Origin of the sequence: Tistlia consotensis USBA 355, assembly GCF_900177295.1 — a bacterium.
GTDB lineage: Bacteria > Pseudomonadota > Alphaproteobacteria > Kiloniellales > DSM-21159 > Tistlia > Tistlia consotensis.
The window spans coordinates 1-22,767 of the sequence record NZ_FWZX01000006.1; the positions used below are offsets into that span (position 1 = coordinate 1).

Below are 22,767 nucleotides of genomic sequence, written 5' to 3' on the forward strand. Positions count from 1 at the left end.
CCTACTCGATGATGCTGGCGACGACGCCGGCACCGACGGTGCGGCCGCCCTCGCGGATCGCGAAGCGCAGGCCCTCGTCCATGGCGATCGGCGCGATCAGCTCGACCTCCATCGACACGTTGTCGCCCGGCATCACCATCTCCGTGCCTTCCGGCAGCGAGATCACGCCCGTGACGTCGGTCGTCCGGAAGTAGAACTGCGGACGGTAGTTCGTGAAGAACGGCGTGTGACGCCCGCCCTCCTCCTTCGTCAGGATGTAGGCCTCGGCCTTGAACTTCGTGTGCGGCGTGATCGAGCCCGGCTTCGCCAGAACCTGGCCGCGCTCCACGTCGTCGCGGCCCACGCCGCGCAGCAGCGCGCCGATGTTGTCGCCCGCCTCGCCCTGGTCCAGCAGCTTGCGGAACATCTCGACGCCCGTCACGACAGACTTCTTCGTGTCCGTCAGGCCGACGATCTCGACCTCCTCGCCGACCTTCACGATGCCCCGCTCGACCCGGCCCGTCACCACCGTGCCGCGCCCGGAGATCGAGAACACGTCCTCGATCGGCATCAGGAACGGACGGTCCTTCGGACGCTCCGGCGTCGGGATGTACTCGTCCACCGCCTTCATCAGCTCGAGGATCGCGTCGTGGCCCAGCTTCGGGTCGCCGTTCTCCAGCGCCACCAGCGCAGAGCCCTTGACGATCGGAATGTCGTCGCCCGGGAACTCGTAGCTCGACAGAAGCTCGCGAACCTCCAGCTCGACAAGCTCCAGAAGCTCCTCGTCGTCCACCATGTCGCACTTGTTCAGGAACACCACCAGCGCCGGAACGCCGACCTGGCGCGCCAGAAGGATGTGCTCGCGAGTCTGCGGCATCGGCCCGTCAGCCGCAGAGACCACCAGGATCGCGCCGTCCATCTGCGCCGCGCCCGTGATCATGTTCTTCACGTAGTCCGCGTGGCCGGGGCAGTCGACGTGCGCGTAGTGCCGGTTCTGCGTCTCGTACTCGACGTGCGCCGTCGAGATCGTGATGCCGCGAGCCTTCTCCTCAGGCGCCTTGTCGATCTGGTCGTAGGCCGTAAACGTCGCCCCGCCCGTCTCGGCAAGAACCTTCGTGATCGCAGCCGTCAAAGACGTCTTGCCATGGTCAACATGGCCGATCGTCCCGATGTTGCAGTGCGGCTTCGTACGCTCAAACTTCGCCTTCGCCATCGTTCTTCTTCGATCCTGCTCTACGACTGCCCAAACTCACGATGCCCGCCTGCGGGCCCGCCGCGCTGGAGCGGGTGACGGGAATCGAACCCGCATGACCAGCTTGGAAGGCTGGGGCTCTACCATTGAGCTACACCCGCAAGCGCGAACCCGTCCCAACCGAACATCCACGACGATACCGCCCCCGAAACATGCCCCAGCGTGACCGGTCGGGAGCGGGCATCTCATCCTTCGTCATCTGCAGGGGTGGTGGAGGGGGTTGGATTCGAACCAACGTAGGCGAAGCCAACGGATTTACAGTCCGTCCCCTTTAACCACTCGGGCACCCCTCCGGCGGCCCCTGCGAGCGAGGACCGCGAACTATGGTGATTTGGCTCTCACTGTCAACCGCTAAGACAAGACAAAGACCCACAATCCGCCATCCCGAAAATAGCGGACGTGGGCCTTGTTCGGCACCTTGCTTGTAGGCCAATAGTAGTCCCCAGCATGAGCAAGCGCAAGACCACCCCGGCCGGCCGAGCCCGCCAGGCCCAGAACCGCCCGCCGCACGGCGGCCAGGCCGAGCGCGCCCAGGGCGCCCGCCCCCCGTCCGGCGAACGCCCCGAGCGCCGGCACAGCGGCCAAGGGCCGCACCCGGGCCGCCCGCGCGGCGACTCCGGCCGTCCCCGGGCCGCCGGCGGCGGCCTCTGGCTGCACGGCGTCCATGCCGTGGTCGCCGCCCTCGCCAATCCGCGGCGGACCTGCCACCGCCTGCTCGTCACCGAGGAGGCGCTGAAGCGCGAGCAGGCCGCGCTCGGCCCGGCCCTGGCCGCCCGGCCGGGCCTGCAGCCCGAGACGGTCGAGCGGGCGGCGCTCGACGCGCTGCTCGGCGAGGAGGCCGTGCACCAGGGCCTGGCGCTGGCCGTGGCACCGCTCGCCCAGCCCGATCTCGAGGGCCTGCTGAAGCGCCACGCCGAGGGGCCGGCGCTGCTGCTCGCCCTCGACCAGGTGACCGACCCGCGCAACGTCGGCGCGATCCTGCGCTCGGCCGCCGCCTTCGGCGCGATCGGCCTGATCACCCCGGACCGCCACGCCGCGCCGGAGAGCGGCACCCTGGCCAAGGCCGCCTCGGGCGGGCTCGAGCTGGTGCCCTACCTGCCGGCCGGCAACCTGGCGGCGGCCATGGAGACCGCCAAGAAGCACGGCTTCTGGACCGTCGGCCTGGCCGGCGAGGCGAGCGAGGACCTGGCCGGCGCGACGCTGCCCGACCGGCTGCTGCTCTGCCTCGGCGCCGAGGGCCCGGGCCTCCGGCGCCTGACCCGCGAGCGCTGCGACTTCCTGGTCCGCCTGCCGGTCGCCGGTCCCTTGCGCGACCTCAACGTCTCGAACGCCGCCGCGGTCGCGCTCTACGAGCTCTGCGCCCGCCGGGGGCTGGCGCGCCCGCCGGCCGCCGGCTGAAGGCCCGCGCCCGCAGCGGTGCGGACGGCCGGGAACGGCCTCGCGTCCGGCCGCGGCGCCTGCCCCACGGCGCGAATCGACCGGGCGCTCCGGCAGTCCCGGAAGGTCGGCCGCGCGCCGGCTAGCCGGCGCGCGCGAAGGAGCGGATCAGCTTGAAGACGCTGTCCTTGATCTCGCCCTCCGGCAGCTCGTTGAGCAGCCGGGCGACGCGGATCGTCTTGGTCGCGAGCGCCTCCTCGGGCTCGATCTCCGGCTGCTTCGGCGACCGGGAAGCGGCCTCCTCGAGACCGTCGTAGAAGTAGGTCACCGGCAGGTGCAGGATCCGGCTGATCTTGAAGAGCCGCCCGCTGCCGATCCGGTTCAGACCCTTCTCGTACTTCTGAATCTGTTGAAACGTGATCCCCAGCGCGTCGCCCAGCTCGGTCTGGCTCATCCCCCGCACGATCCGCGCCTCGCGCAGCCGCCGGCCGATCTCGGCGTCCAGTTCGTCTCGCATCCCCATTCCTCACCCCGATCAACGACGCGGCGTCCCCTTCCGAGTCGTCTTAGAAAAACATTAACGCTAGCGCAGTGGGCGTGCGCGAACGTCCGCCCCCTGTCAAGCGGATCGAAAAGCCAAATCGTTTTTACATCCGGAGGTCTTCAACGAACTGCAGCATCGCTCGTCCCAAGGTCGTCTTATTCCCCTGAAACGGGCAAAGGTCGCCAGAAAGACGAACCAGGGTAGATGCCGCCCGCTCGGCTACGGCGTTCTGCTTTTCGACCATTGAACAGCGGACGAGAAAAGTCAAAAGGTCGGTGGCGTGCAGGCTGACACGACTTCGGCCTCCTCGTGCCCGATATTGCGGAAGCGGTGCGGCTGGCGGCTGTCGAAGTAGTAGGCATCGCCGGCCTCCAGGACCCGGCGGGCACTGCCCACCGTCACCTCGAGCCGGCCGCGGACCACGACCCCGCCCTCCTCGGCGGCATGGCTGAGCATCGCCTCGCCGGTGTCCGCGCCCGGCGCGTAGCGCTCGTGCAGGATCTGCAGGCTCTTGCCCGAGAGGTCGCGGCCGACCTGGCGGTAGCTGATGCGCCCGCCGGCGATCTCCGAGAGCTCGCCGGCGGCGAAGAACACCGGGTCGCGCTGCACCGTCGGGCCCTCGAAGAAGCTGGCGAGGCTGATCGGCACGCCGTCGAGGATCTTCTTCAGCAGGCCGACCGAGGGGCTGGTCTTGTTCTGCTCGATCAGCGAGACGACGCCATGGGAGACGCCGGCGCGCTTGGCCAGCGCGCGCTGCGACAGCCCCTGGTCCTCGCGCAGCTCGCGCAGCCGCTGCCCGAGATCGAAGTCGCCGCTGCCGTCCACGCTCGCCCCGCTCAATCGCTCAACATTCTAGACACGAAGGCCAGTATAGTCTCCCTAAGCAAGGCAATCGCAAGCCGATTGTCAAATTTCTTGATCGCTTCTATGCTCCGCGGACCATTCGCCCCGAGCCTCAGAGGTGCCCCATGGACGGCTCCGCCCTGCCGGTCAACGCCGACGCCGCGCCGAACAATCTCGAACCCTTCTGGATGCCCTTCACCTGGAACCGCCGGTTCAAGCAGGAGCCGCTGCTGCTGGCCTCCGCCAAGGGCATGTACTACACCTCGGTCGAGGGCGAGCAGATCCTCGACGGCACCGCCGGCCTGTGGTGCTGCAACGCCGGCCACCGCCGCGAGCCGATCGTGCGCGCGGTGCAGGAGACGGTGGAGCACCTGGACTTCGCGCCGACCTTCCAGCTCGGCCATCCGCTGCCCTTCGAGCTCGCCAACCGCCTGTCGGCGATGGTGCCGGGCGACTACGACCACGTCGCCTTCTGCAACTCCGGCTCCGAGGCGGTCGACAGCGCGCTCAAGATCGCGCTGGCCTATCACCGGGTGCGCGGCGACGCCGCCCGGACCCGCCTGATCGGCCGCGAGCGCGGCTACCACGGCGTCGGCTTCGGCGGCATCTCGGTCGGCGGCATCGTCAAGAACCGCATGTTCTTCGGCCCGCTGCTGAACGGCGTCGACCACATCCGCTCGACCCACGACCTGGAGCGCAACGCCTACAGCCGCGGCCAGCCCGAGCACGGCGTCGAGTTCGCCGACGAGCTGGAGCGCCTGGTCGCCCTGCACGATCCCTCGACCATCGCCGCGGTCATCGTCGAGCCGGTCGCCGGCTCGACCGGCGTGCTGATCCCGCCGAAGGGCTACCTGGAGCGCCTGCGCGCGATCTGCGACAAGTACGGCATCCTGTTGATCTTCGACGAGGTGATCACCGGATTCGGCCGGCTCGGCTCGGCCTTCGGGACCGAGCACTTCGGCGTGCAGCCCGACCTGATCACCTGCGCCAAGGGCCTGACCAACGGCGTCATCCCGATGGGCGCCGTGATCTGCCGCAAGGGCATCTACGAGGCCTTCACGGACTGGGCCGACGAGACCGGCCAGACCATCGAGCTGTTCCACGGCTACACCTACAGCGGCCATCCGGTCGCCGCCGCGGCCGGCCTCGCGACCCTGGCGCTCTACCAGGAGGAGCAGCTGTTCCAGCGCGCCGCCGACCTGGCGCCCTACTGGGAGCAGGCGGTCCACGGCCTCAAGGGCACGCGCCACGTCATCGACCTGCGCAACATCGGCCTGATCGCCGGCATCGAGCTGGAATCGCGGCCGGGCAAGGTCGGTGCCCGCGGCTACGAGGCCTTCCGCAAGGCCTTCGAGGCCGGCGCGCTGATCCGCGTCACCGGCGACATCATCGCCCTGTCGCCGCCGCTGATCATCGAGAAGGCCGAGATCGACCGGCTGTTCCAGACCGTGCGCGACGTGCTGCAGGCCCTGGACTGAGCCGGACCGTCGCTGCCGCAGCGCATTCGTTAGCCATCATCATTCGGGGGAGGTCTGCGCCATGCATATCGGCGTGCCCAAGGAGATCAAGGCCAAGGAGTTCCGCGTCGGGCTGACGCCCTCCTCGGTCCGCGAGCTGGTCCACCACGGCCACAAGGTCACCGTTGAGGCCAGCGCCGGCCTCGGCATCGGCTTCACCGACGAGCTGTACCGGGCGGCCGGCGCCGAGATCGCGCCCGACGCCGGGTCGGTCTTCGAGCGCGCCGAGATGATCGTCAAGGTCAAGGAGCCGCAGGCTTCCGAGATCGCCATGCTGCGCGAGGGGCAGCTGCTGTTCACCTACCTGCACCTGGCGCCCGACCTGCCGCAGACCGAGGGGCTGGTGAAGTCGGGCTGCATCGCGGTCGCCTACGAGACCGTGACCGACCGGCTCGGCCGCCTGCCGCTGCTGGCGCCGATGAGCGAGGTCGCCGGGCGCATGTCGATCCAGGTCGGCGCCCACTGCCTGGAGAAGGAGCAGGGCGGCTCGGGCATGCTGCTCGGCGGCGTGCCCGGCGTCGCGGCCGCCAAGGTCGTGGTGCTCGGCGGCGGCGTCTCCGGCACCAACGCGACCCGCATGGCCATGGGCCTCGAGGCCCACGTCACGGTGATCGACAAGAACCTGCACCGGCTCTACGAGCTCGACCTGCAGTTCGGCGCGATGCTCAACACGATCTTCTCGACGGTCGACGCCATCGAGCAGCACGTGCTGACCGCCGACCTGGTGATCGGCGCAGTGCTGGTGCCGGGCGCCGAGGCGCCCAAGCTGGTGACCCGCGAGATGGTCAGGGCGATGAAGCCGGGCTCGGTGCTGGTCGACATCGCGATCGACCAGGGCGGCTGCTTCGAGACGTCGCGGGCGACGACCCACGACGATCCGACCTACGTCGTCGACGAGGTCGTGCACTACTGCGTCGCCAACATGCCCGGCGCCGTCGCGCGCACCTCGACCCAGGCGCTCAACAACGCGACCCTGCCCTTCACCCTGGCGCTCGCCGACAAGGGCTACCGCAAGGCCCTGGCCGACGATCCGCATCTGATGGCCGGCCTCAACGTCGCCAGGGGCCAGGTCACCTACAAGGCGGTCGCCGACGTGCACGGCCTGGCCTATGTGCCGCCGCAGGAGGCGCTCGGCCTCTGAGCCGCACGCCCTCCTGCCGGCCTGCGGCGATCGGCCGCCTGCGTCGAAAATCGCCGTTGCCGCAGGGCAGGCGGCAGGGCAGCCTCGCCTCATGATCCGAGGCCGCCGCCCCTTCCCGACGAGCCGACGTCCGCGGCGCCGCCGCGTGCGTGACAGCCTGGCCACGGCCGTTCTGGCCCTGGCGCTGCTGCTGCGCGCGCTGGTGCCGGCGGCCGAGGCCCTGCCCGGGCCCGACGGCGAGCCCCTGGTCATCTGCTCGGCGCTCGGCGGCGGCCTGCCGGCCGGGCCCGAGGAGGAACCGACCCGGACGCGGCCACGGCCGCCCTGGGATTGCCTGGCCTGCCAGGGACTCGCCTTCGGCCAGGCGGTGCTGCCGCAGCTCACGCTCCTGCCGCTCGCGTCCGGGCTCGCCCGGTCGCCGGCCTTCCCGCCGCCGCCGGCCGAGGTCGCCTTCGGCCAGGCGGTGACCAGCGTCCAGGCGCGGGCGCCCCCTGCTCCCCTCTCGCCGTCATGACCCAGCCGAAGACGGGCCGCCGGATGCGGCCCCGCACCATCGAGTCCGCGAGAGAGGGGAGCTTTCCCATGCCGCGTTTCCTGACGCGCCTGAACATCATCCATCTGGTCGGCGCCGCCCTGGCGCTGCTGATCGCCATGCTCGCCGTGGCCCAGGCCCACGAGTACCAGCTCGGCCAGCTGCACATCGACCATCCCTGGGCACGCGCCAGCGCCGGCCCGGCACCGACCGGCGCCGCCTACCTGACCATCGACAACAAGGGCACGCAGGCCGACCGCCTGATCGCCGTCGAGACCCCGGCCGCCAAGCGCGCCGAGATCCACCAGAGCCTGATGGAGGGCGGCGTGATGAAGATGCGCGCCGTCGAGGGCGGCCTCGCCCTGCCGGCCGGCGCCAGCACGGCGCTCGCGCCCGGCGGCTACCACGTCATGCTGATGGGCCTGGTGAAGCCCCTCAAGGAGGGCGAGTCCTTCCCGATGACCCTGACCTTCGAGAAGGCCGGCAAGGTCGAGGTCGAAATCACGGTCGAGCCGATCGGCTACAGCGGCGAGCACAAGATGAAGATGAAGACGAACTAGCCAGCCGCTTCGAGTCCCTACCCTAGGTCGGCATCGTCCGACCCCTCGGCCCCGTCCCGCACCATGCGGGACGGGGCCCTTTTTTCCTGCTACGGCCTGAGGTCCTTCAGGCGGAACCAGAGCATGGCCAGCGCCAGGGTCGGGGTGCGCAGCAGCTTGCCGCCGGGGAAGGTCGTGTGCGGCAGGCGGGCGAAGACGTCGAAGCGCTCGGCCTGGCCGCCGATCGCCTCGGCCAGCACGCGGCCGGCGATCGCGCTCATGGCGACGCCGTTGCCGGAGTAGCCCTGGGCGAAGAAGACGTTGGTGCCGACCCGGCCGAAGTGCGGCGAGCGCTCCATGGTGATCGCGACGAAGCCGCCCCAGGTGAACTCGAACCGGACGTCCGAGAGCTGCGGGAAGACCTGGCGCATCTTGCGGCCCATGGCCTGCGGCAGGTTCGGCGCGGTGATCCCGGAATAGCTGACCCGGCCGCCGAACAGCATCCGCTGGTCCTTGGACAGGCGGTAGTAGTTCAGCACGAACTTGAGGTCGCAGATCGCCTCGTTCTTCGGGATCAGGCTCCGCGCCCGCTCTTCGCCGAGCGGCTCGGTCGCGCCGATGTAGGTGCCGACCGGCATGATCTTGCGCCGCGCCTCGGGCAGCAGGTTGCCGAGATAGGCGTTGCAGGCGACCACGACGAACGTCGCCCTGACCTTGCCCTGCGCGGTCTCGACGACCGGGCTGGCGCCCCGGACGATGCGGGTGACGGCCGAGCCCTCGTGCAGCGCGGCGCCCGCCGCCGCCGCGGCCTCGGCCAGGCCCAGGCAGTAGTTGAGCGGATGCAGGTGGCCGGCGCCGGCGTCGGCCAGGCCGCCGATGACCGTCGGCGAGTCGACGTGCGCGCGCGCCGCCTCGGGCGTCTCGACAAGGGTCAGCTTGTCATAGCCGTAGTCGCGCGACCACTCCTCCTGCCACTCGCGGCAGTCGTCGAGCTCGCGCGGCCGGTCGGCCGAGTTGAAGTAGCCCCAGGTCAGGTCGCAGTCGATGCCGTGCTTGCCGATGCGCTCGGCCAGCAGCCGCTTCGATTCCTCGGTCAGGTCGAACAGCTTGCGCGCGTCGTCCCGGCCGACCCAGGCGGCGACCTTGTCCATCGAGGAGGAGAAGGCCGAGCAGACCTGGCCGCCGTTGCGCCCCGAGGCGCCCCAGCCGATGCGCCGGGCCTCGAGCAGCACCACGGCGTAGCCGCGCTCGGCCAGCTCGAGCGCCGCCGAGAGGCCGGTGAAGCCGCCGCCGACGATGCAGACGTCGCAGGAGACCTCGCCGGCGAGCGGCGGGCGCTCCGGCGCCGGGTTGGCGGTGGCGGCATAGTAGGATTCGACGTGCGGCTCGCGCGGCATGGCTCCTCGCGGTTCGTTGGGCCAAGGTTCGGGTGGGCCTGGTTCGGGCGGTCCCGCTTGCCACCCGGCCGGGGGCCGGTGTAGCTCAGGATGCGGCGGCCGCCCGGGACCACGGTCCTGGACAGCCACCACCCACGACTGAAGAGTTTATAGCATGTCTTCCATAGAGGATTTTCTGAAAGAGAACCGGATCGAGGAGGTCGAGTGCCTGGTGCCGGACATGGCCGGCATCGCACGCGGCAAGATCCTGCCGGCGCACAAGTTCCTGAAGCAGCTCGACGGCAACGCGCTGCGCATCCCCGAGTCGATCTTCGTCCAGACGGTCAACGGCAGCTATCCGGACGACGAGAACGTCACCGACCCGGCGACCAGCGACGTCTACCTGGTGCCCGACGTCGACACGGTGCGCCTCGTGCCCTGGTATCCCGAGCCGACGGCCCAGGTCATCTGCGACCCCTACTACTTCGACGGCAGCCCCGTGCCCTTCGCCTCGCGCCACGTGCTGAAGCGCGTCGTCTCGCTGTTCGAGGCCAAGAACTGGGTGCCGATCGTCGCCGCCGAGCTGGAGTTCTACCTCGTCGAGATCAACGAGGACGCCGACTACCCCCTGCGCCCGCCGATCGGCCGCTCGGGCCGGCGCGAGACCAGCCGGCAGGCCTACGGCGTCGACGCGGTCAACGAGTTCGACCCGATGTTCGAGGAGATCTACGACTTCTGCGAGGCGCAGAACATCGACATCGACACCCTGGCCCACGAGGCGGGGGCAGCGCAGATGGAGATGAACTTCAACCACGGCGAGGCCCTGGCCCAGGCCGACCAGGCCTTCCTGTTCAAGCGCACGGTCCGCGAGGCCGGCCTGCGCCACAAGGTCTACGCGACCTTCATGGCCAAGCCGATGCAGGGCGAGCCGGGCAGCTCGATGCACGTCCACCAGTCGCTGGTCGACAGGGAGAGCCGCCGCAACCTCTTCGCCACGGCCCGCGCCGGCAAGGACACCAGCCTGTTCCTGAGCTACATTGCCGGCCTGCAGCGCCACCTGCCGGCGGCGATGCCGCTGTTCGCGCCGAACGTCAACTCCTACCGCCGGCTGATGCCGAACACCGACGCGCCGATCAACACCCACTGGGGCTACGACAACCGCACCGTCGGCCTGCGCGTGCCGCGCTCCGGGCCGACCTCTCGGCGGGTCGAGAACCGGGTCGCCGGCGCCGACGCCAACCCCTATCTCGCGCTCGCCGGCACGCTGGCCTGCGGCTACCTCGGCATGACCCAGCGCCTGAAGCCGCGCTCGCCGATCGAGGGCTCGGCCTACCGCCTGGCCCACACCCTGCCGCGCACGCTCTACGACGCGCTCAACCGCTTCACCTCCTCCCGGCCGCTCAAGGAGGTCCTGGGCGAGACCTTCATCGACGCCGTCGAGGCGGTGAAGGACGCCGAGCTCAACGCCTACCAGGAGGTCATCTCCTCCTGGGAGCGCGAGCACCTGCTGCTCAACGTGTGAGGGATTGGCCGCCGCCGCCGGGTCATGGGTGCGCAGGATGTGCATTGCGGCCAAACGCTGCCAATCCACAAGATGGGCCGCAAGCCTCCCGCCGTCGAACCGCGTTCGGCAGACGAGCCTCCGAAGCCTCGTCTCCGGCCACCTCGCTAGCTCAGCAGCGCGGATGTGAACACATGTGCGAGCTAAGTAGCCACTGGTCTTGGGCCTGCCCCCACTACCGCTTCAATTCGGCGATGGAGCCGGGCCGCGAGTTCGTCAGCCGCGCTCCAATCGATGCAGTTGAACTGACGAATGTCGAAGTGCAGCTCAGGAATTTGATCTTTGCGACAGGCCCAGATCACCGGAAGGCCAAGCCCCATCGCGTACCCTGCTTCGAAATAGACGCCCCCTCGATGGCCAGTGAAATCCGCCACTACGAAGCGTGACCTACGTATCTGCCGAATTATCTCATCATCGATCCGGTCAGCGTGTTCCACCCGGTCTACTCGGAGCGGTGAGTATCCTGCTGCGGCGACACCAACCTCAAACCCGAGATCGTAGGTCTCTTTCATGGAATCGTGGAACCACATGGCGACAAATCCTTGCGCAGAAGCGCTCTGCGTAGCACCAAGCTCTTCGTAACGGCGATATCCGCTGAGGGTAACCTGGAGCGACGAGTCGTTCAGGGTCCGGTATCTCACTAAGCCAGCTTCTTTCAAATACTGACAGAGAAGCGCAACCTCCTTTTTGTTCACGGAGTATGTTTCGGCAATGAGCTTTATATCATTGATGTCGCACGTCTCGCCAAGCGTACTCTCACCGTCCACAAGCGCCAACAAAAGGCGGTCGACCCTCTCTACGACGCGTGGGGGAGGCATGCGCTCTACAAAGTCTAGTCGCTCCGATGAAATCTTCGGTATGTCGCCAAGACGGTTCTGCTCCCTAACCCAGCCCGAGAGCTTAACGCGGTAGCGTTCGCGATCACGTTCCAAGACTTCTCTGGCAGAACCCGTGACAATGAACTCCCCACAACGGGGACATCGCTGACGCGTTTCGTCTCCGAATGGTGCGCCAAGCTCCCGCGCCGGTGTGCCGCAGATTTCACATTCCATCTTTGAATGCCCCTCCCCCTGATCGGGCAGTTACCAAGCCTAGCAGGCTCGTGGCCCTGGAGCAGCACAGCACTGAAAGCGCCGGCATCACCGCACTTGCCGAACACATGGACGATGGGAAGGAGTCACTGCACAAACTTTACCTTGGCCAGGAGAGGTTGGCGTGTACGACTTAGACGGGCGACACCAGTGGTCAATTTGATCGGAACGAAGGTCAAGGTGCTGGCACCAACCCAGCCCTGGCCCCCGAGACCAAAGGCTCGATACCGCCCGACGTCGCTGCCGAGGCGCTGGACGGGAAGCGCGACGCGGCATTGAGCACGAACGACCACAACCGCGCAGGCTACTACGAGACAGCCGCTCGCGGATCCCGAACAGCAGGCAGCACAAGTAGCGCCGCCAGAAGGGGCACTCAACCGCCGGGGGAGTTTCGCGCGGCTTAGACATGGAATCTGGATGTTTCGCGTAAATCTCCGTTCCGGGAGGATATATTGATAGCGGATTTCCCGCTGGCTACTCTGCGTGTTTCTTGAATCCTGAGGGGAAGAAGAGAGGTGTTGTACGCAGCTCTTCTTGAGCTTGGCTGTTCAGTGGTATGTCAGAGTGTCGGTTTATCATTCCAATGGCCCAATCGCGAAGCGCAGGACTTCCGGGGACCTTCGCAGGATCATCGCGGAGCACCTGCACCGCGATCTGCACGATCTGAGCGTCGAGTTCCCGTTGCTTTATCGCGGCTGCGAAGTTGTTGCCGATATAGAGCGCAACCAACGGCACCCCAATGGCTGCAAGCCCGGTAGCAATTGACGCGAAACCGCCCGCCGCATCCCGAAACCGGGCCCAAAAATCACGCGGTCCCTCCATGCGTCTGCCTCCATTGCTCGGCAGAGCGTAGCTGCAAATCGACCAAGACGACAATTCAAGGTGTAATCAACGATCCGGAGCCCGCCGTGGTGCGGGAGGCGTGAATCTTCAACCGTCCGCAGCTGATCACGCCGGCGGCGGCTGCGCGCTTTGTCGAGACGCTCGACGGCCGGCTCAAGCCGGCCTCGATCGACCCCCCAAGCGCTGAGCAAGCTGTAGGTCGAGAACCGGGTCGCCGGCGCCGACGCCAACCCCTATCTCGCGCTCGCCAGCACGCTGGCCTGCGGCTACCTCGGCATGACCCAGCGCCTGAAGCCGCGCTCGCCGATCGAGGGCTCGGCCTACCGCCTGGCCCACACCCTGCCGCGCACGCTCTACGACGCGCTCAACCGCTTCACCTCCTCCCGGCCGCTCAAGGAGGTCCTGGGCGAGACCTTCATCGACGCCGTCGAGGCGGTGAAGGACGCCGAGCTCAACGCCTACCAGGAGGTCATCTCCTCCTGGGAGCGCGAGCACCTGCTGCTCAACGTGTGACCGGGTGAACGCGCGCTGAGGTCGGCGACCACGTCGCCCAAGGCGTGTCGACGGCACCGGCCCACCTCATCCACCGGGAGAATTCCGCCGCGACAGGGCGCCGCACCCCTGGTATCGTCGGTACCGAAACGATCGGAGCCGACACCGGGGGGCAGCCCGTGAGCCAGAGGCGTTTCCGCATCGCGCTGGTCAAGCCGTCGCACTACGACGACGACGGCTACGTCATCCAGTGGCTGAAGTCCTTCATCCCCTCGAACTCGCTGGCTTCGGTCCACGCCCTGATGCTCGAGGCGCGCGACCGCCGGGTGCTCGGCCCCGAGGTCGAGATCGAGATCCGCGTCCAGGACGAGACCAATACCGTGATCGATCCGGCCGGGCTGGCCGCCTGGCTGAAGGAGGCCGAGGCCGGCGGCTTCCTCGGCCTGGTCGGGGTCCAGTCGAACCAGTTCCCGCGCGCCCTCGACATCGCCCGGCCGCTGCGCACGGCCGGCGTGCCGGTGGCGATCGGCGGCTTCCACGTCTCGGGCTGTCTCGCCATGCTGCCGGAGCTGCCGCCGGACATCCGGGAAGCCAGGGAGCTCGGCTGCATCCTCTACGCCGGCGAGGCCGAGGGGCGCATGGACGCCTTCATCAAGGCCATGGCGGACGGCACGGCGGAGCCGCTCTACGACTACATGAAGGACCTGCCGGACATGGAGGCGGCGACCGTGCCCTTCCTGCCGCCGGAGGTGGTCAGGCGCAACGCCGGCTCCTACGCCTCCTTCGACGCCGGGCGCGGCTGCCCCTTCCAGTGCTCCTTCTGCACGATCATCAACGTCCAGGGCCGCAAGAGCCGCTTCCGCACCGCCGACGACATCGAGCGGATCATCCGCGAGAACGCGAAGCAGGGCATCCGCCGCTTCTTCATCACCGACGACAACTTCGCCCGGAACAGGAACTGGGAGGCGATCCTCGACCGCTGCATCCGGCTGCGCGAGGTCGAGGGCATGAACTTCAAGTTCATCATCCAGGTCGACACGCTGTGCCACAAGACGCCCGGCTTCATCGAGAAGGCGGTGCGCGCCGGCGCTCACCGGGTCTTCATCGGCCTGGAGAACGTCAACCCGGACAACCTGGCCGCCGCCAAGAAGCGCCAGAACAAGATCTGGGAATACCGGGCCATGCTGCAGGAGTGGAAGCGGCACGGCGCCATGACCTACGCCGGCTACATCCTGGGCTTCCCGGGCGACACCCCCGAGAAGATCAGGACCGACCTCGAGATCATCCAGCGCGAGCTGCCGCTCGACCTGGTCGAGTTCTTCATCCTGACGCCGCTGCCCGGCTCGGAGGACCACCAGACGCTGACCCGCCAGGGCGCCTGGATGGATCCCGACATGAACAGGTACGACGTCGAGCACGTCGTCAGCCGGCACCCGCGGATGAGCGCCGTGGAATGGCAGGGCATCTACAACGACGCCTGGCGCCTCTTCTACACGCCGGCCCATGTCGAGACGATCCTGCGCCGCGGCGCCGCCAACGGCCTGCCGATGGACAAGCTGCTGCTGCCGCTGGTCTGGTTCTCGGGCTTCGTGCCGATCGAGAAGGTCCACCCGCTGCAGGGCGGCTGGTTCCGCCGCAAGGTGCGCACCCAGCGCCGCCCCGGTCTGCCGATCGAGAGCCGCCTCGCCTTCTATCCGCGGCGCGCCTGGGAGGTGACCAGCCGCCATCTCCGCTGGATCGCCCTCTACCTCGCCTACGAGCGGATCCGCCGGCGCATCAGGCGCGAGGGCAGCTACGACGCCTATCGGGACACCGCGCTGATGCCGACCGACCAGGAGGCCCTGGCCGAGCTGCAGCTGATGCAGGTCCACGGCGACCACATCGTCAAGACCTACGGCTCGCCCGAGACCCGCAAGCACCGCGAGCCCGAGGTCGCCGCGGAGTAGGCCGCCGTGCCCGGATTCCCCCGCTCCTGAGGTATCCGGTGCGGCAATATGAGGTCGTGCTCCTGCCGTCGGGCCTGCGCTAGGGGTGGCGGGCCGAGGCCCAGGCAGGCTATCTCCCCCGTGACGGCGCGGGCGTGACGCTGCCGGACGACGGCGAGACGCCCCTCACGGCACGAGGTTCCGCGTAATGGTCTTTCCCTTCTCCGTTCCGACGCGTGCACGGCGCGGGCTCGCCGCGCTGCTCGGCCTCTGCCTGCTGGCGGCCGGGCTGACCGGCTGCCGGGACGAGTCCGACTGGCACAACACCGACGTCAGCGGCAGCCTGCCGGACCTCGCCTTCACCATGACGCGCGCGGAGGACGGCAAGACCGTCACCGCCGACGACTACCGCGGCAAGGTCGCGCTGCTCTACTTCGGCTACACCTTCTGCCCGGACATCTGCCCGCTGACCCTGGCCAACGTCGCCAAGGTGCTCGACGAGATGGGCGAGGCGGCCAAGCAGGTCCGCGTGCTGTTCGTCACGGTCGATCCGGACCGCGACACGCTGACCGTGCTCAAGGACTACACCGCCGCCTTCGGGCCGCAGGTCGACGGCCTGCGCGGCAGCCCCGACCAGCTCGCCGCCCTGGCCCGGCGCTACCGCGTCGCCTATTCGGTCAAGCCGGGCAAGGAGGCGGGCTCCTTCGAGGTGACCCACAGCCCGGCGGTCTACGTCTTCGACCAGAAGGGCAAGGCCCGCCTGCTGGCGACCTCCCTCGACACCGCCGCGCCGGAGATCGTCGGCACCGCCGCGGACCTGAAGCGGCTGGCCGAGGGGAGCGGCGGCGGCGGTCCCTTCGCCTGGCTCCGCCGGCTGTTCTGAGACTCGTCCCCGTCATCCCGCCCCTCATCCGGTCCACTGGGCGGCCGAGACGACCTCCTCGCCGCGGTCCTCGCCGCCGCGCCCGGCCTCGGTGCGGCGCAGGGCGTTGATCACCAGGATCAGCGCGACGACGCTCATCATCGCCGCCGGGATCCAGATGATCAGGCCGCCGAACTTCTGGTCGGTGACCGCCCCGATCGAGGGGAAGAAGCGGCCGCACCAGGCGTAGAAGGGATAGAGATCGTGGTCGCTGAAGGCGATCAGGGCGCCGATCACGATCTGCGGGAACATCACGCCGATGGCCAGCGCAGCGCGCGTGCCGAAGGAGCGCGGCGCCGGCGGCGCCGGCCGGGGGTCGAGCACCAGCGACCAGAACAGCACGCCGTCGACGACCATCGTCCAGTTCATGAAGGCGTAGAGCTGGGGATCGAGCATCGCCACGAAGTGCACCGACGGCAGCAGCCAGAGCGCGACCAGGCCGACGAACAGGAAGGCCGCGAGCAGCGGCTGCTGCAGCCGGCCGACCAGGCGGACCAGCGGCCGCCACTCGGTGATCCGTCGCAGCGGCGCCGGCATGCCGCGCTTCAGGGTCGTGCCCGGCCAGGCCAGGGCGATCAGGAAGGGCCCGAGGTGATGCATGACGATGTGCTGGACGCGGTTCAGGAAGAACATATGTTCGGCCAGGTACTCGAAGCGCGTCTGCAGCACGACGTAGATGACCAGCAACCCGGCAGCGAAGGACAGGCTGCGCCAGCGCGAGGGACGTTCGGCCGGCGCGCTGAGCGACAGGCCGCGCAGGTACCACCAGGCGCAGAGCGTGGCGGTCAGGAACCAGGACCAGTTGAACTCCCAGGGCGCCCAGACCGGCAGCCGCGACGGAAAGCGGTGGCAGAGCCACCAGACCAGGCCGGCGACGACCAGCAACAGCGGATAGACGGCATAGTCCCTGGCCGGGACCGCGCCTGAAGGGGAAGAACCTCGTGCCATCGAACGCTTCGACTCTCTCGGCAAGCTGCGCCGGCGTGACCGGGCGGGCGGTCGCGCGCGGCCGCGCCACCTTACGGCCCCGCGCCGCGAACGCCAGGGGGACTTTGGTCGCGCCGAACGGCCGGGCGACCGTTCGATGAGCGGCGACGACGTCGCGGCAAGGGCCCGGGCCGGCACCGCCACCTGGGCCGGCTTCGCCATGATGTGCCTCGGCATGTTCATGGCGATCCTGGACGTCCAGGTCGTCGCGACCTCGATTCCGGCCATCCAGCGGGCGCTCGACGTCAGCCCCGACCGGATCAGCTGGATCCAGACAGCCTACCTGACCGCCGAGGTCGTGGCGATTCCGCTGACCGGCCTGCTGACCCGCATCCTGACCATGCGCTGGCTGTTCGTCGCCTCGCTCAGCCTCTTCACCCTGGCCTCGCTCGGCTGCGCGGCCAGCGGCAGCTTCGCCGAGCTGCTGTCCTGGCGGATCGTCCAGGGCCTCGCCGGCGGCACCCTGATCCCGGCGGTCTTCTCGGCCGTCTTCCTGCTGTTCCCGGTCCGGCGCCAGGGGCTGGCGACGACCCTGGCCGGCGTCCTCGCCGTGCTGGCGCCGACCGTCGGGCCGATCGTCGGCGGCTGGATCACCTCGACCTGGTCCTGGCACTGGCTGTTCCTGATCAACGTCGCGCCGGGCCTCGTCACCGCCGCCGCGGCGAGCCTGCTGCTGCCGCGCGAGCGGCCGCAGCCCGGCGTCCTGCGCCAACTCGACCCGCTCGGCCTGGCGGCGCTGGCGCTGGCGCTCTCGGCGCTCGAGATCGGCCTCAAGCAGGCGCCCGACGACGGCTGGCTGGCGGCGCCGGTGCTCGGGCTGCTCGCCCTCGCGCTCCTCGCCCTGGCCGGCTTCGTGCTGCGCTCGCTCCGGCGCGCCCGGCCGGTCGTCGAGCTGACCACGCTCGGCGAGCGCTCCTTCGCGCTCGGCTGCCTGCTGAGCTTCGTGCTCGGCATCGGCCTGTTCGGCTCGGTCTACCTGATGCCGGTGTTCCTCGGCTTCGTGCGCGGCCACGACGCCCTGGAGATCGGCGAGATCATGCTGGTCACCGGCATCGCCCAGCTGGCGACGGCGCCGCTCGCCGTCGCGCTCGAGCGCCGGCTCGACCCGCGCCTGCTGACCGGCGCCGGCTTCCTGGTCTTCGCGACCGGCCTCGGGCTCAGCGCCTTCCAGACCGCCGAGACCGACTTCGACCAGATGTTCTGGCCGCAGGTGCTGCGCGGCGTCGCGGTGATGTTCTGCCTGCTGCCGCCGACCCGGATCGCACTCGGCGGCCTGGCGCCGGAGCGCGTGCCGGACGCCAGCGGGCTGTTCAACCTGATGCGCAACCTCGGCGGCGCGATCGGCCTGGCGCTGATCGACACGGTGATCTACGGCCGGGCGCCGCACCACGCCGCGGCCATCGTCGAGCGGCTGCGGCAGGGCGACCTCGACACGGCCCGGGCGCTCGGCCTGCCGCTCGACCAGGTCAAGGCACTGGCCGGCGGCCCGATCCCGCCGATGGTCCAGGCGATGGTGCAGCCGCTGGTCGAGCGGCTCGCCCTGGTCCGCTCGATCAACGAGGCCTGGGCGCTCGCCGCGCTCCTGACCGCCCTCGCCCTGCTGACCGTGCCCTTCGCCCGGCCGCGGCGCGACCCCGGCGCCTGAGGGCCGGGACCGCGCGCCCGGCGCCGCGGCTCAGTCGCCGAGCACGCGCCGCCGCTCCTCGAACTCCTCCTTGTCGATCTCGCCGCGGGCGAAACGCTCCTTGAGGATGTCGAGGGCCGACTTGCCCCCCGAGGCATAGTGGGGCGGATAGGGCGGATGATGCGGGTGCGCCGGCCCGACCAGCCAGCGCAGCAGGACCGCCACGCCGACCACGACCAGGACGAGGACCAGGATCATCATGATCGGGCCGAGGAACCAGCCGTGCCAGCCGTCCCCCCCCATTCCGCCGTTCCACATGTGGCCGTAGTAGTAGGGCCCCTGCTGGGCCCAGGCCGCAGCCGGCAGGCCGGAGGCCGCCGCCGAAGCGACGGCCGCCAGTCCATATCGCAGGCGTCTCGTCTTCATGTCACTCGACCGGGCGCATCCAGCCGCGATGGCGGTCGACGGCCAGCTTCTGCACCAGCGAGCCGTCCTGGGTGACGATCTCGGCGACGATCGTGTCGTCGTCCTTGGCCTCGACCTTGCCGAGCTTGACGTGCGGGTTGCCGCCCCAGGCCAGGCGTTGATCGAGCATCTTCTTGACGTCGTCGACGGTCAGCTTCAGGTCCTGCGCCTGCGGCGTCGCATAGCCCTGGCCCATGCCATAGCCGGGTCCCATGCCGTAGCCCGGGCCCATCATCCCCGGACCCATGCCGTAGCCGGGCCCCATGCCGTAGCCCTGGCCCATCATCCCCGGGCCCATGCCGTAGCCGGGCCCCATGCCGTAGCCCTGGCCCATCATGCCCGGGCCCATGCCGTAGCCGGGACCCATGCCGTAGCCCTGGCCCATCATACCCGGACCCGAGCCGTAGCCCTGGCACATGCCCTGGCCCATGCCGTAGCCCTGGCCCATCATGCCGTAATGCGGGCAGTCGTCGGCATCGCGGTCCATCATGCCCTGGCCGCCCTGGCCCTGGGCGAGGCCCGGCGTCGAGAAGGCACCGAGCAGGCCGGCGGCCAGGCCGGCTGCGAGCAAGGTCTTCCTGCTGATCATCGAATCTTCTCCTGAGAAGCACGGCAGCCGCTCAGCGGCGCCTGGAGCCACTCTGAGGAAGAGCGGGCAGCCGGGCATTGAGCCGTGTCAAACCCGGTTGCGGCGCACCGGGAGCGCGCGCAATCGTCGCGGGGGCCGCCCGACCGCTCCGACGGCAGGGCTGCCACCCCCCGCGGCGCCTTGCCTTCGCCGGCGCCTGCCGCCATCTTCTGCGGCGAACCCGGACAAGAGACCGCGACCGGAACGGAAGGGGACAGCCTTGCGCTACCTGCACACCATGATCCGCATCAGCGACATCGATGAGTCGCTCGACTTCTTCGTCAACAAGGTCGGCTTCGTCGAGACCCGCCGCTTCGAGAGCGAGAAGGGCCGCTACACCCTGGTCTTCCTGGCCGCGCCCGACGACGCCGAGCGTGCCAAGGGCGAGCGCTCGCCGGAGATCGAGCTGACCTTCAACTGGGATCCCGAGGACTACAAGGGCGGCCGCAACTTCGGCCACCTGGCCTTCCAGGTGAAGGACATCTACGCCCAGTGCCAGCGGATGATGGACGCCGGCGTCACGATCCTGCGGCCGCCGCGCGACGGCCGCATGGCCTTCGTGCGCTCGCCCGACGGCATCTCGCTGGAGTTCCTGCAGGCTGGCGACGCCCTGCCGCCGGCCGAGCCCTGGAGCTCGATGCCGAACACCGGCAGCTGGTAGGCCCGGCCCGAGAGGCCGATGGAGACGAGGGGCGCCCTGCGGGGCGCCCCTTTCTTCTTTCAGGCGGCCGGCGCGACCGCCGGTCCGACGTAGTGGGCGCGCGGCCGGATCAGCTCGCCGCTCGCGCGCTGCTCCAGGCCATGGGCCAGCCAGCCGACGGCGCGCGCCAGGGCGAAGAGCAGCAGCGGCGCCTGCGGCGGCAGCCCGTGGGCGGCGGCCAGGGCGGCCAGGGCGAAGTCGATGTTCGGCGGCTCGCCGGTCGCCGCCTCGGCGGCCCGGCGCAGCCCGGCGAAGACCTCCGGCAGCTCGAAGCGGGCCAGCAGGGCCGCGGCCCGGCAGTCGCCCTCCGGATAGAGCCGGTGCCCGAAGGCCGGCAGCGGACGTCCCTCGGCGAGACAGGCGCGCACGGCGGCCTGCGGGCCGGACCGCCCGGCCGCCTCGGCCAGCGCCCGCACGCCCTCTGAGGCGCCGCCGTGCAGCGGCCCGCTCAGGGCCGCGAGGCCGGCGAGCAGGCCCGCGGACAGCGAGGCGCCGGTCGAGACCGTGACCCGGACCGCGAAGGTCGAGGCGTTGAGCTCGTGGTCGGCGAGCAGCACCAGGGCCCGGCGGATCGCGTCCTCGGCCCCGGGCCGCCCCCAGGCCAGAGCGGCACGCCGGTGCAGCGGCTCGCCGCCCCGGCCCGGGGCAGCCACAGGGCCGAGCGGCGCCGGGCCGAGCGGCGCCGGGCCGGGCGGCGCCGGGCCAAGCAGCGCCGCGCCGAGCCCGCCGAGCAGCCCGGCGGCCTCGCGCTGCAGCACCGCCGGTGACCGGCCGAGCGACGGCAGGTCGCGGGCCGCGCGCCCGGCGAGCCAGGCGAAGGCGGCGGCCAGGGGTCCGTCCCCGGCGCCCGGCGGCTCCGCCGGTCCCCACGCCAGGTCCTCGGCCTGCCAGAGCAGGGCCGCGACCTCCTCCAGCGTCGCCGTGGCGGACAGGGCGACGGCATCGCGGCCCCGGTAGAACAGCCGGCCGGCGACGATGGTCGAGAGCGCCGAGGACAGCACCGGGTCGCCCCAGCGGATCGCCTCGGCCGCGACCGTCCCGGCGCTGCGCCGGCCGCCCCGCCGCTCGGCCAGCCGCTCGACGTCGGCGGCGCTGTAGAGGCTGCGGCGCGGATCCGCGGGGTCGGGCTTGGCCCGCACCCGGCCGCGGCTGACGTTGGCGTAGAGCGTCTGCGGCTTGCTGCCGAGCCGGGCCAGCGCCTCCCTGGCGGTCATCCAGGTCATCTTACATTGATCAATTTCATCAAGATTGACGTCAATCATCATGGGCGCGATCTAGCGGAAAAGCAAAGGAGAAGCCCCATGAGTTCCGCAAGCGTGACGATCGCCGACAGGATGCCCGAAGCCGCCTCCGGCCTGGACGACGTGGTGGTCGCCGAGACCGTGCTGTCGGAGGTCGACGGCGCCGCCGGCCGGCTGGTGATCCGCGGCCGGCCGCTCGACGCCCTGGCCGGCCGGGCGAGCGCGGAGGCGGTCGCGGCCCTGCTGCTCGACGGCTTCTTTCCCGACCTGCCGGACGACCTGCCGGCCGCGCTCGGCGCCGCGCGCGCCGAGGTCTTCGCCGAGCTGGCAGCCGCCGACGCCGGCATCCGCCGCCTGCCACCGGTCGAGGCGCTGCGCGCCCTGAGCGCGCGCCTCGCCGACGGCGACGACCTCGCGACCGCGCTGCGCCTGATCGCGGCGCCGGCGGTGCTGACGCCGGGCCTGGTCCGCCTCGCCCGCGGGCTCGAGCCGGTCGCGCCCGATCCGGCGCTCGGCCAGGCCGCCGACGTGCTGCGCATGCTGCACGGCACGATGCCGGATGCCGCCCAGGCGGCGGCGCTCGACCGCTACCTGGTGACGGTCGCCGACCACGGCCTCAACGCCTCGACCTTCGCGGCACGCGTCGTCGCCTCGACCCGCGCCGGCCTGACCTCGGCCTGGCTGGCCGCGCTCGGCGCCCTCAAGGGCCCGCTGCACGGCGGCGCGCCGGGGCCGGTGCTCGACATGCTCGATGCCGTCGGCATGCCGGAGCGGGCCGAGGCCTGGCTGTCCGGCGCCCTCGACCGCGGCGAGCGGCTGATGGGCTTTGGCCACCGCATCTACCGGGTCCGCGACCCGCGCGCCGACGCCCTCAAGGCCGGCGTCGCGGCCCTGGCCGCGGCCGGCCGGGTCGACGCCGGCCGCCTGCGGCTCGCCGAGGCCGTCGAGGCGGCGGCCCTGGCCCTGCTCGCCCGCCGCAAGCCGGGCCGGCCGCTGGAGACCAACGTCGAGTTCTACACGGCCCTGCTGCTGGAGGCGCTCGGCTTCCCGCGCGAGACCTTCACCTGCGTCTTCGCGCTCGGCCGGGGCCCCGGCTGGCTCGCCCATGCCCGCGAGCAGGTCGCCACCGGCCGCCTGCTGCGGCCGCAGTCGCGCTACGTCGGGCCGCGGCCGCGCGAGGCGGCCTGA

General features: G+C 70.2%; 21 protein-coding genes, 2 tRNA genes and 1 pseudogene. 12 read left to right on the forward strand and 12 right to left on the reverse strand.

What is annotated here, in order from left to right; genetic code table 11:
- Position 1: 1 nt before the first annotated feature.
- The 3 genes from tuf to B9O00_RS09855 form a co-directional block, all read right to left on the reverse strand.
- The gene (tuf, locus tag B9O00_RS09845) at positions 2–1,192 is read right to left on the reverse strand and encodes an elongation factor Tu (RefSeq protein WP_085122436.1); all 1,191 of its coding nucleotides are present in this window, start codon (positions 1,190–1,192) and stop codon (positions 2–4) included.
- Positions 1,193–1,258: 66 nt separating this feature from the next.
- Positions 1,259–1,332 (reverse strand) — tRNA-Gly (locus B9O00_RS09850).
- Positions 1,333–1,439: 107 nt separating this feature from the next.
- Positions 1,440–1,524 (reverse strand) — tRNA-Tyr (locus B9O00_RS09855).
- A gap of 154 nt (positions 1,525–1,678) precedes the next feature.
- Here B9O00_RS09855 and rlmB point away from each other — a divergent pair.
- Positions 1,679–2,629 carry a 23S rRNA (guanosine(2251)-2'-O)-methyltransferase RlmB gene (rlmB, locus tag B9O00_RS09860; protein ID WP_085122438.1) on the forward strand — a complete coding sequence of 317 codons (951 nt, stop codon included), beginning with the start codon at positions 1,679–1,681 and terminating at the stop codon, positions 2,627–2,629.
- Positions 2,630–2,750: 121 nt separating this feature from the next.
- Here rlmB and B9O00_RS09865 read toward each other — a convergent pair whose 3' ends face one another.
- Together B9O00_RS09865 and B9O00_RS09870 are read right to left on the reverse strand one after the other, a co-directional pair.
- A complete protein-coding gene (locus B9O00_RS09865; RefSeq protein ID WP_159460171.1) occupies positions 2,751–3,125 on the reverse strand; it encodes a helix-turn-helix domain-containing protein in 375 nt (124 codons plus the stop codon).
- A 291-nt stretch (positions 3,126–3,416) separates the two neighbouring features.
- Positions 3,417–3,992, reverse strand: coding sequence for a cupin domain-containing protein (locus tag B9O00_RS09870; protein WP_235017087.1), 576 nt, complete (start codon positions 3,990–3,992; stop codon positions 3,417–3,419).
- Positions 3,993–4,120: 128 nt separating this feature from the next.
- Between B9O00_RS09870 and aptA the strand changes: the two genes are divergently transcribed.
- The 4 genes from aptA (at position 4,121) to B9O00_RS09890 (ending at position 7,745) form a co-directional block, all read left to right on the forward strand.
- On the forward strand, positions 4,121–5,473 hold the full coding sequence (gene aptA / locus B9O00_RS09875; RefSeq protein WP_085122441.1) for an omega-aminotransferase AptA: 1,353 nt from the start codon (positions 4,121–4,123) through the stop codon (positions 5,471–5,473).
- Positions 5,474–5,534: 61 nt separating this feature from the next.
- A complete protein-coding gene (gene ald / locus B9O00_RS09880; protein ID WP_085122443.1) occupies positions 5,535–6,653 on the forward strand; it encodes an alanine dehydrogenase in 1,119 nt (372 codons plus the stop codon).
- A 145-nt stretch (positions 6,654–6,798) separates the two neighbouring features.
- Positions 6,799–7,167 carry a hypothetical protein gene (locus tag B9O00_RS09885; RefSeq protein WP_085122445.1) on the forward strand — a complete coding sequence of 123 codons (369 nt, stop codon included), beginning with the start codon at positions 6,799–6,801 and terminating at the stop codon, positions 7,165–7,167.
- Between the two features lie 68 nt (positions 7,168–7,235).
- A complete protein-coding gene (locus B9O00_RS09890) occupies positions 7,236–7,745 on the forward strand; it encodes a copper chaperone PCu(A)C (protein WP_085122447.1) in 510 nt (169 codons plus the stop codon).
- Positions 7,746–7,834: 89 nt separating this feature from the next.
- Here the strand turns inward: B9O00_RS09890 and B9O00_RS09895 are convergent, their stop codons facing one another.
- Positions 7,835–9,121: an NAD(P)/FAD-dependent oxidoreductase gene (locus B9O00_RS09895; protein ID WP_085122448.1), complete on the reverse strand. Its 1,287-nt coding sequence runs from the start codon at positions 9,119–9,121 to the stop codon at positions 7,835–7,837.
- Positions 9,122–9,275: 154 nt separating this feature from the next.
- Here B9O00_RS09895 and B9O00_RS09900 point away from each other — a divergent pair, with 154 nt between their 5' ends.
- Positions 9,276–10,622: a glutamine synthetase family protein gene (locus tag B9O00_RS09900; RefSeq protein ID WP_085122449.1), complete on the forward strand. Its 1,347-nt coding sequence runs from the start codon at positions 9,276–9,278 to the stop codon at positions 10,620–10,622.
- A gap of 182 nt (positions 10,623–10,804) precedes the next feature.
- Here the strand turns inward: B9O00_RS09900 and B9O00_RS32440 are convergent, their stop codons facing one another.
- Both B9O00_RS32440 and B9O00_RS32445 read right to left on the reverse strand, forming a co-directional pair.
- The gene (locus tag B9O00_RS32440) at positions 10,805–11,593 is read right to left on the reverse strand and encodes a TIR domain-containing protein (protein WP_143596194.1); all 789 of its coding nucleotides are present in this window, start codon (positions 11,591–11,593) and stop codon (positions 10,805–10,807) included.
- A 633-nt stretch (positions 11,594–12,226) separates the two neighbouring features.
- Positions 12,227–12,574, reverse strand: coding sequence for a hypothetical protein (locus B9O00_RS32445; protein ID WP_143596195.1), 348 nt, complete (start codon positions 12,572–12,574; stop codon positions 12,227–12,229).
- A gap of 219 nt (positions 12,575–12,793) precedes the next feature.
- Between B9O00_RS32445 and B9O00_RS09905 the strand changes: the two are divergent.
- The 3 genes and pseudogenes from B9O00_RS09905 to B9O00_RS09915 form a co-directional block, all read left to right on the forward strand.
- Positions 12,794–13,108: pseudogene (locus B9O00_RS09905) on the forward strand (glutamine synthetase); the annotation flags it as partial.
- Between the two features lie 158 nt (positions 13,109–13,266).
- Positions 13,267–15,033 (forward strand): B12-binding domain-containing radical SAM protein, encoded by a 1,767-nt coding sequence (locus B9O00_RS09910; RefSeq protein WP_085122451.1) that lies wholly within the window; start codon positions 13,267–13,269, stop codon positions 15,031–15,033.
- A gap of 187 nt (positions 15,034–15,220) precedes the next feature.
- Positions 15,221–15,895, forward strand: coding sequence for an SCO family protein (locus tag B9O00_RS09915; RefSeq protein WP_085122452.1), 675 nt, complete (start codon positions 15,221–15,223; stop codon positions 15,893–15,895).
- 24 nt (positions 15,896–15,919) lie between these two features.
- On the opposite strand, the gene B9O00_RS09920 is transcribed toward B9O00_RS09915, so the two are convergent.
- A complete protein-coding gene (locus B9O00_RS09920) occupies positions 15,920–16,882 on the reverse strand; it encodes a cytochrome c oxidase assembly protein (protein WP_085122454.1) in 963 nt (320 codons plus the stop codon).
- A gap of 136 nt (positions 16,883–17,018) precedes the next feature.
- Between B9O00_RS09920 and B9O00_RS09925 the strand changes: the two genes are divergently transcribed.
- Positions 17,019–18,566, forward strand: coding sequence for a DHA2 family efflux MFS transporter permease subunit (locus tag B9O00_RS09925; RefSeq protein WP_085122455.1), 1,548 nt, complete (start codon positions 17,019–17,021; stop codon positions 18,564–18,566).
- A gap of 30 nt (positions 18,567–18,596) precedes the next feature.
- On the opposite strand, the gene B9O00_RS09930 is transcribed toward B9O00_RS09925, so the two are convergent.
- Positions 18,597–18,971, reverse strand: a complete 375-nt coding sequence (locus B9O00_RS09930; RefSeq protein ID WP_235017088.1) for an SHOCT domain-containing protein — start codon at positions 18,969–18,971, stop codon at positions 18,597–18,599.
- A 1-nt stretch (position 18,972) separates the two neighbouring features.
- Positions 18,973–19,599 (reverse strand): hypothetical protein, encoded by a 627-nt coding sequence (locus tag B9O00_RS33465; protein WP_179243913.1) that lies wholly within the window; start codon positions 19,597–19,599, stop codon positions 18,973–18,975.
- Between the two features lie 259 nt (positions 19,600–19,858).
- Between B9O00_RS33465 and B9O00_RS09940 the strand changes: the two genes are divergently transcribed.
- Positions 19,859–20,299 carry a VOC family protein gene (locus tag B9O00_RS09940; RefSeq protein WP_085122456.1) on the forward strand — a complete coding sequence of 147 codons (441 nt, stop codon included), beginning with the start codon at positions 19,859–19,861 and terminating at the stop codon, positions 20,297–20,299.
- Between the two features lie 59 nt (positions 20,300–20,358).
- Here the strand turns inward: B9O00_RS09940 and B9O00_RS09945 are convergent, their stop codons facing one another.
- Positions 20,359–21,561 carry a citrate/2-methylcitrate synthase gene (locus B9O00_RS09945; protein ID WP_085122457.1) on the reverse strand — a complete coding sequence of 401 codons (1,203 nt, stop codon included), beginning with the start codon at positions 21,559–21,561 and terminating at the stop codon, positions 20,359–20,361.
- Between the two features lie 78 nt (positions 21,562–21,639).
- Here B9O00_RS09945 and B9O00_RS09950 point away from each other — a divergent pair, with 78 nt between their 5' ends.
- The gene (locus B9O00_RS09950; protein WP_200808461.1) at positions 21,640–22,767 is read left to right on the forward strand and encodes a citrate synthase/methylcitrate synthase; all 1,128 of its coding nucleotides are present in this window, start codon (positions 21,640–21,642) and stop codon (positions 22,765–22,767) included.

What these genes read in the sequence shown, in the direction of transcription:
- tuf (WP_085122436.1), bottom strand. Translation starts at nt 1,192, where the DNA reads ATGGCGAAGGCGAAGTTTGAGCGTACGAAGCCGCACTGCAACATCGGG.
- B9O00_RS09890 (WP_085122447.1), top strand. Translation starts at nt 7,236, where the DNA reads ATGCCGCGTTTCCTGACGCGCCTGAACATCATCCATCTGGTCGGCGCC.
- rlmB (WP_085122438.1), top strand. Translation starts at nt 1,679, where the DNA reads ATGAGCAAGCGCAAGACCACCCCGGCCGGCCGAGCCCGCCAGGCCCAG.
- B9O00_RS33465 (WP_179243913.1), bottom strand. Translation starts at nt 19,599, where the DNA reads ATGATCAGCAGGAAGACCTTGCTCGCAGCCGGCCTGGCCGCCGGCCTG.
- B9O00_RS09950 (WP_200808461.1), top strand. Translation starts at nt 21,640, where the DNA reads ATGAGTTCCGCAAGCGTGACGATCGCCGACAGGATGCCCGAAGCCGCC.
- ald (WP_085122443.1), top strand. Translation starts at nt 5,535, where the DNA reads ATGCATATCGGCGTGCCCAAGGAGATCAAGGCCAAGGAGTTCCGCGTC.
- B9O00_RS09930 (WP_235017088.1), bottom strand. Translation starts at nt 18,971, where the DNA reads ATGAAGACGAGACGCCTGCGATATGGACTGGCGGCCGTCGCTTCGGCG.
- B9O00_RS09895 (WP_085122448.1), bottom strand. Translation starts at nt 9,121, where the DNA reads ATGCCGCGCGAGCCGCACGTCGAATCCTACTATGCCGCCACCGCCAAC.
- B9O00_RS09865 (WP_159460171.1), bottom strand. Translation starts at nt 3,125, where the DNA reads ATGCGAGACGAACTGGACGCCGAGATCGGCCGGCGGCTGCGCGAGGCG.
- B9O00_RS09925 (WP_085122455.1), top strand. Translation starts at nt 17,019, where the DNA reads ATGAGCGGCGACGACGTCGCGGCAAGGGCCCGGGCCGGCACCGCCACC.
- aptA (WP_085122441.1), top strand. Translation starts at nt 4,121, where the DNA reads ATGGACGGCTCCGCCCTGCCGGTCAACGCCGACGCCGCGCCGAACAAT.
- B9O00_RS32445 (WP_143596195.1), bottom strand. Translation starts at nt 12,574, where the DNA reads ATGGAGGGACCGCGTGATTTTTGGGCCCGGTTTCGGGATGCGGCGGGC.
- B9O00_RS09915 (WP_085122452.1), top strand. Translation starts at nt 15,221, where the DNA reads ATGGTCTTTCCCTTCTCCGTTCCGACGCGTGCACGGCGCGGGCTCGCC.
- B9O00_RS09900 (WP_085122449.1), top strand. Translation starts at nt 9,276, where the DNA reads ATGTCTTCCATAGAGGATTTTCTGAAAGAGAACCGGATCGAGGAGGTC.
- B9O00_RS09945 (WP_085122457.1), bottom strand. Translation starts at nt 21,561, where the DNA reads ATGACCTGGATGACCGCCAGGGAGGCGCTGGCCCGGCTCGGCAGCAAG.
- B9O00_RS09920 (WP_085122454.1), bottom strand. Translation starts at nt 16,882, where the DNA reads ATGGCACGAGGTTCTTCCCCTTCAGGCGCGGTCCCGGCCAGGGACTAT.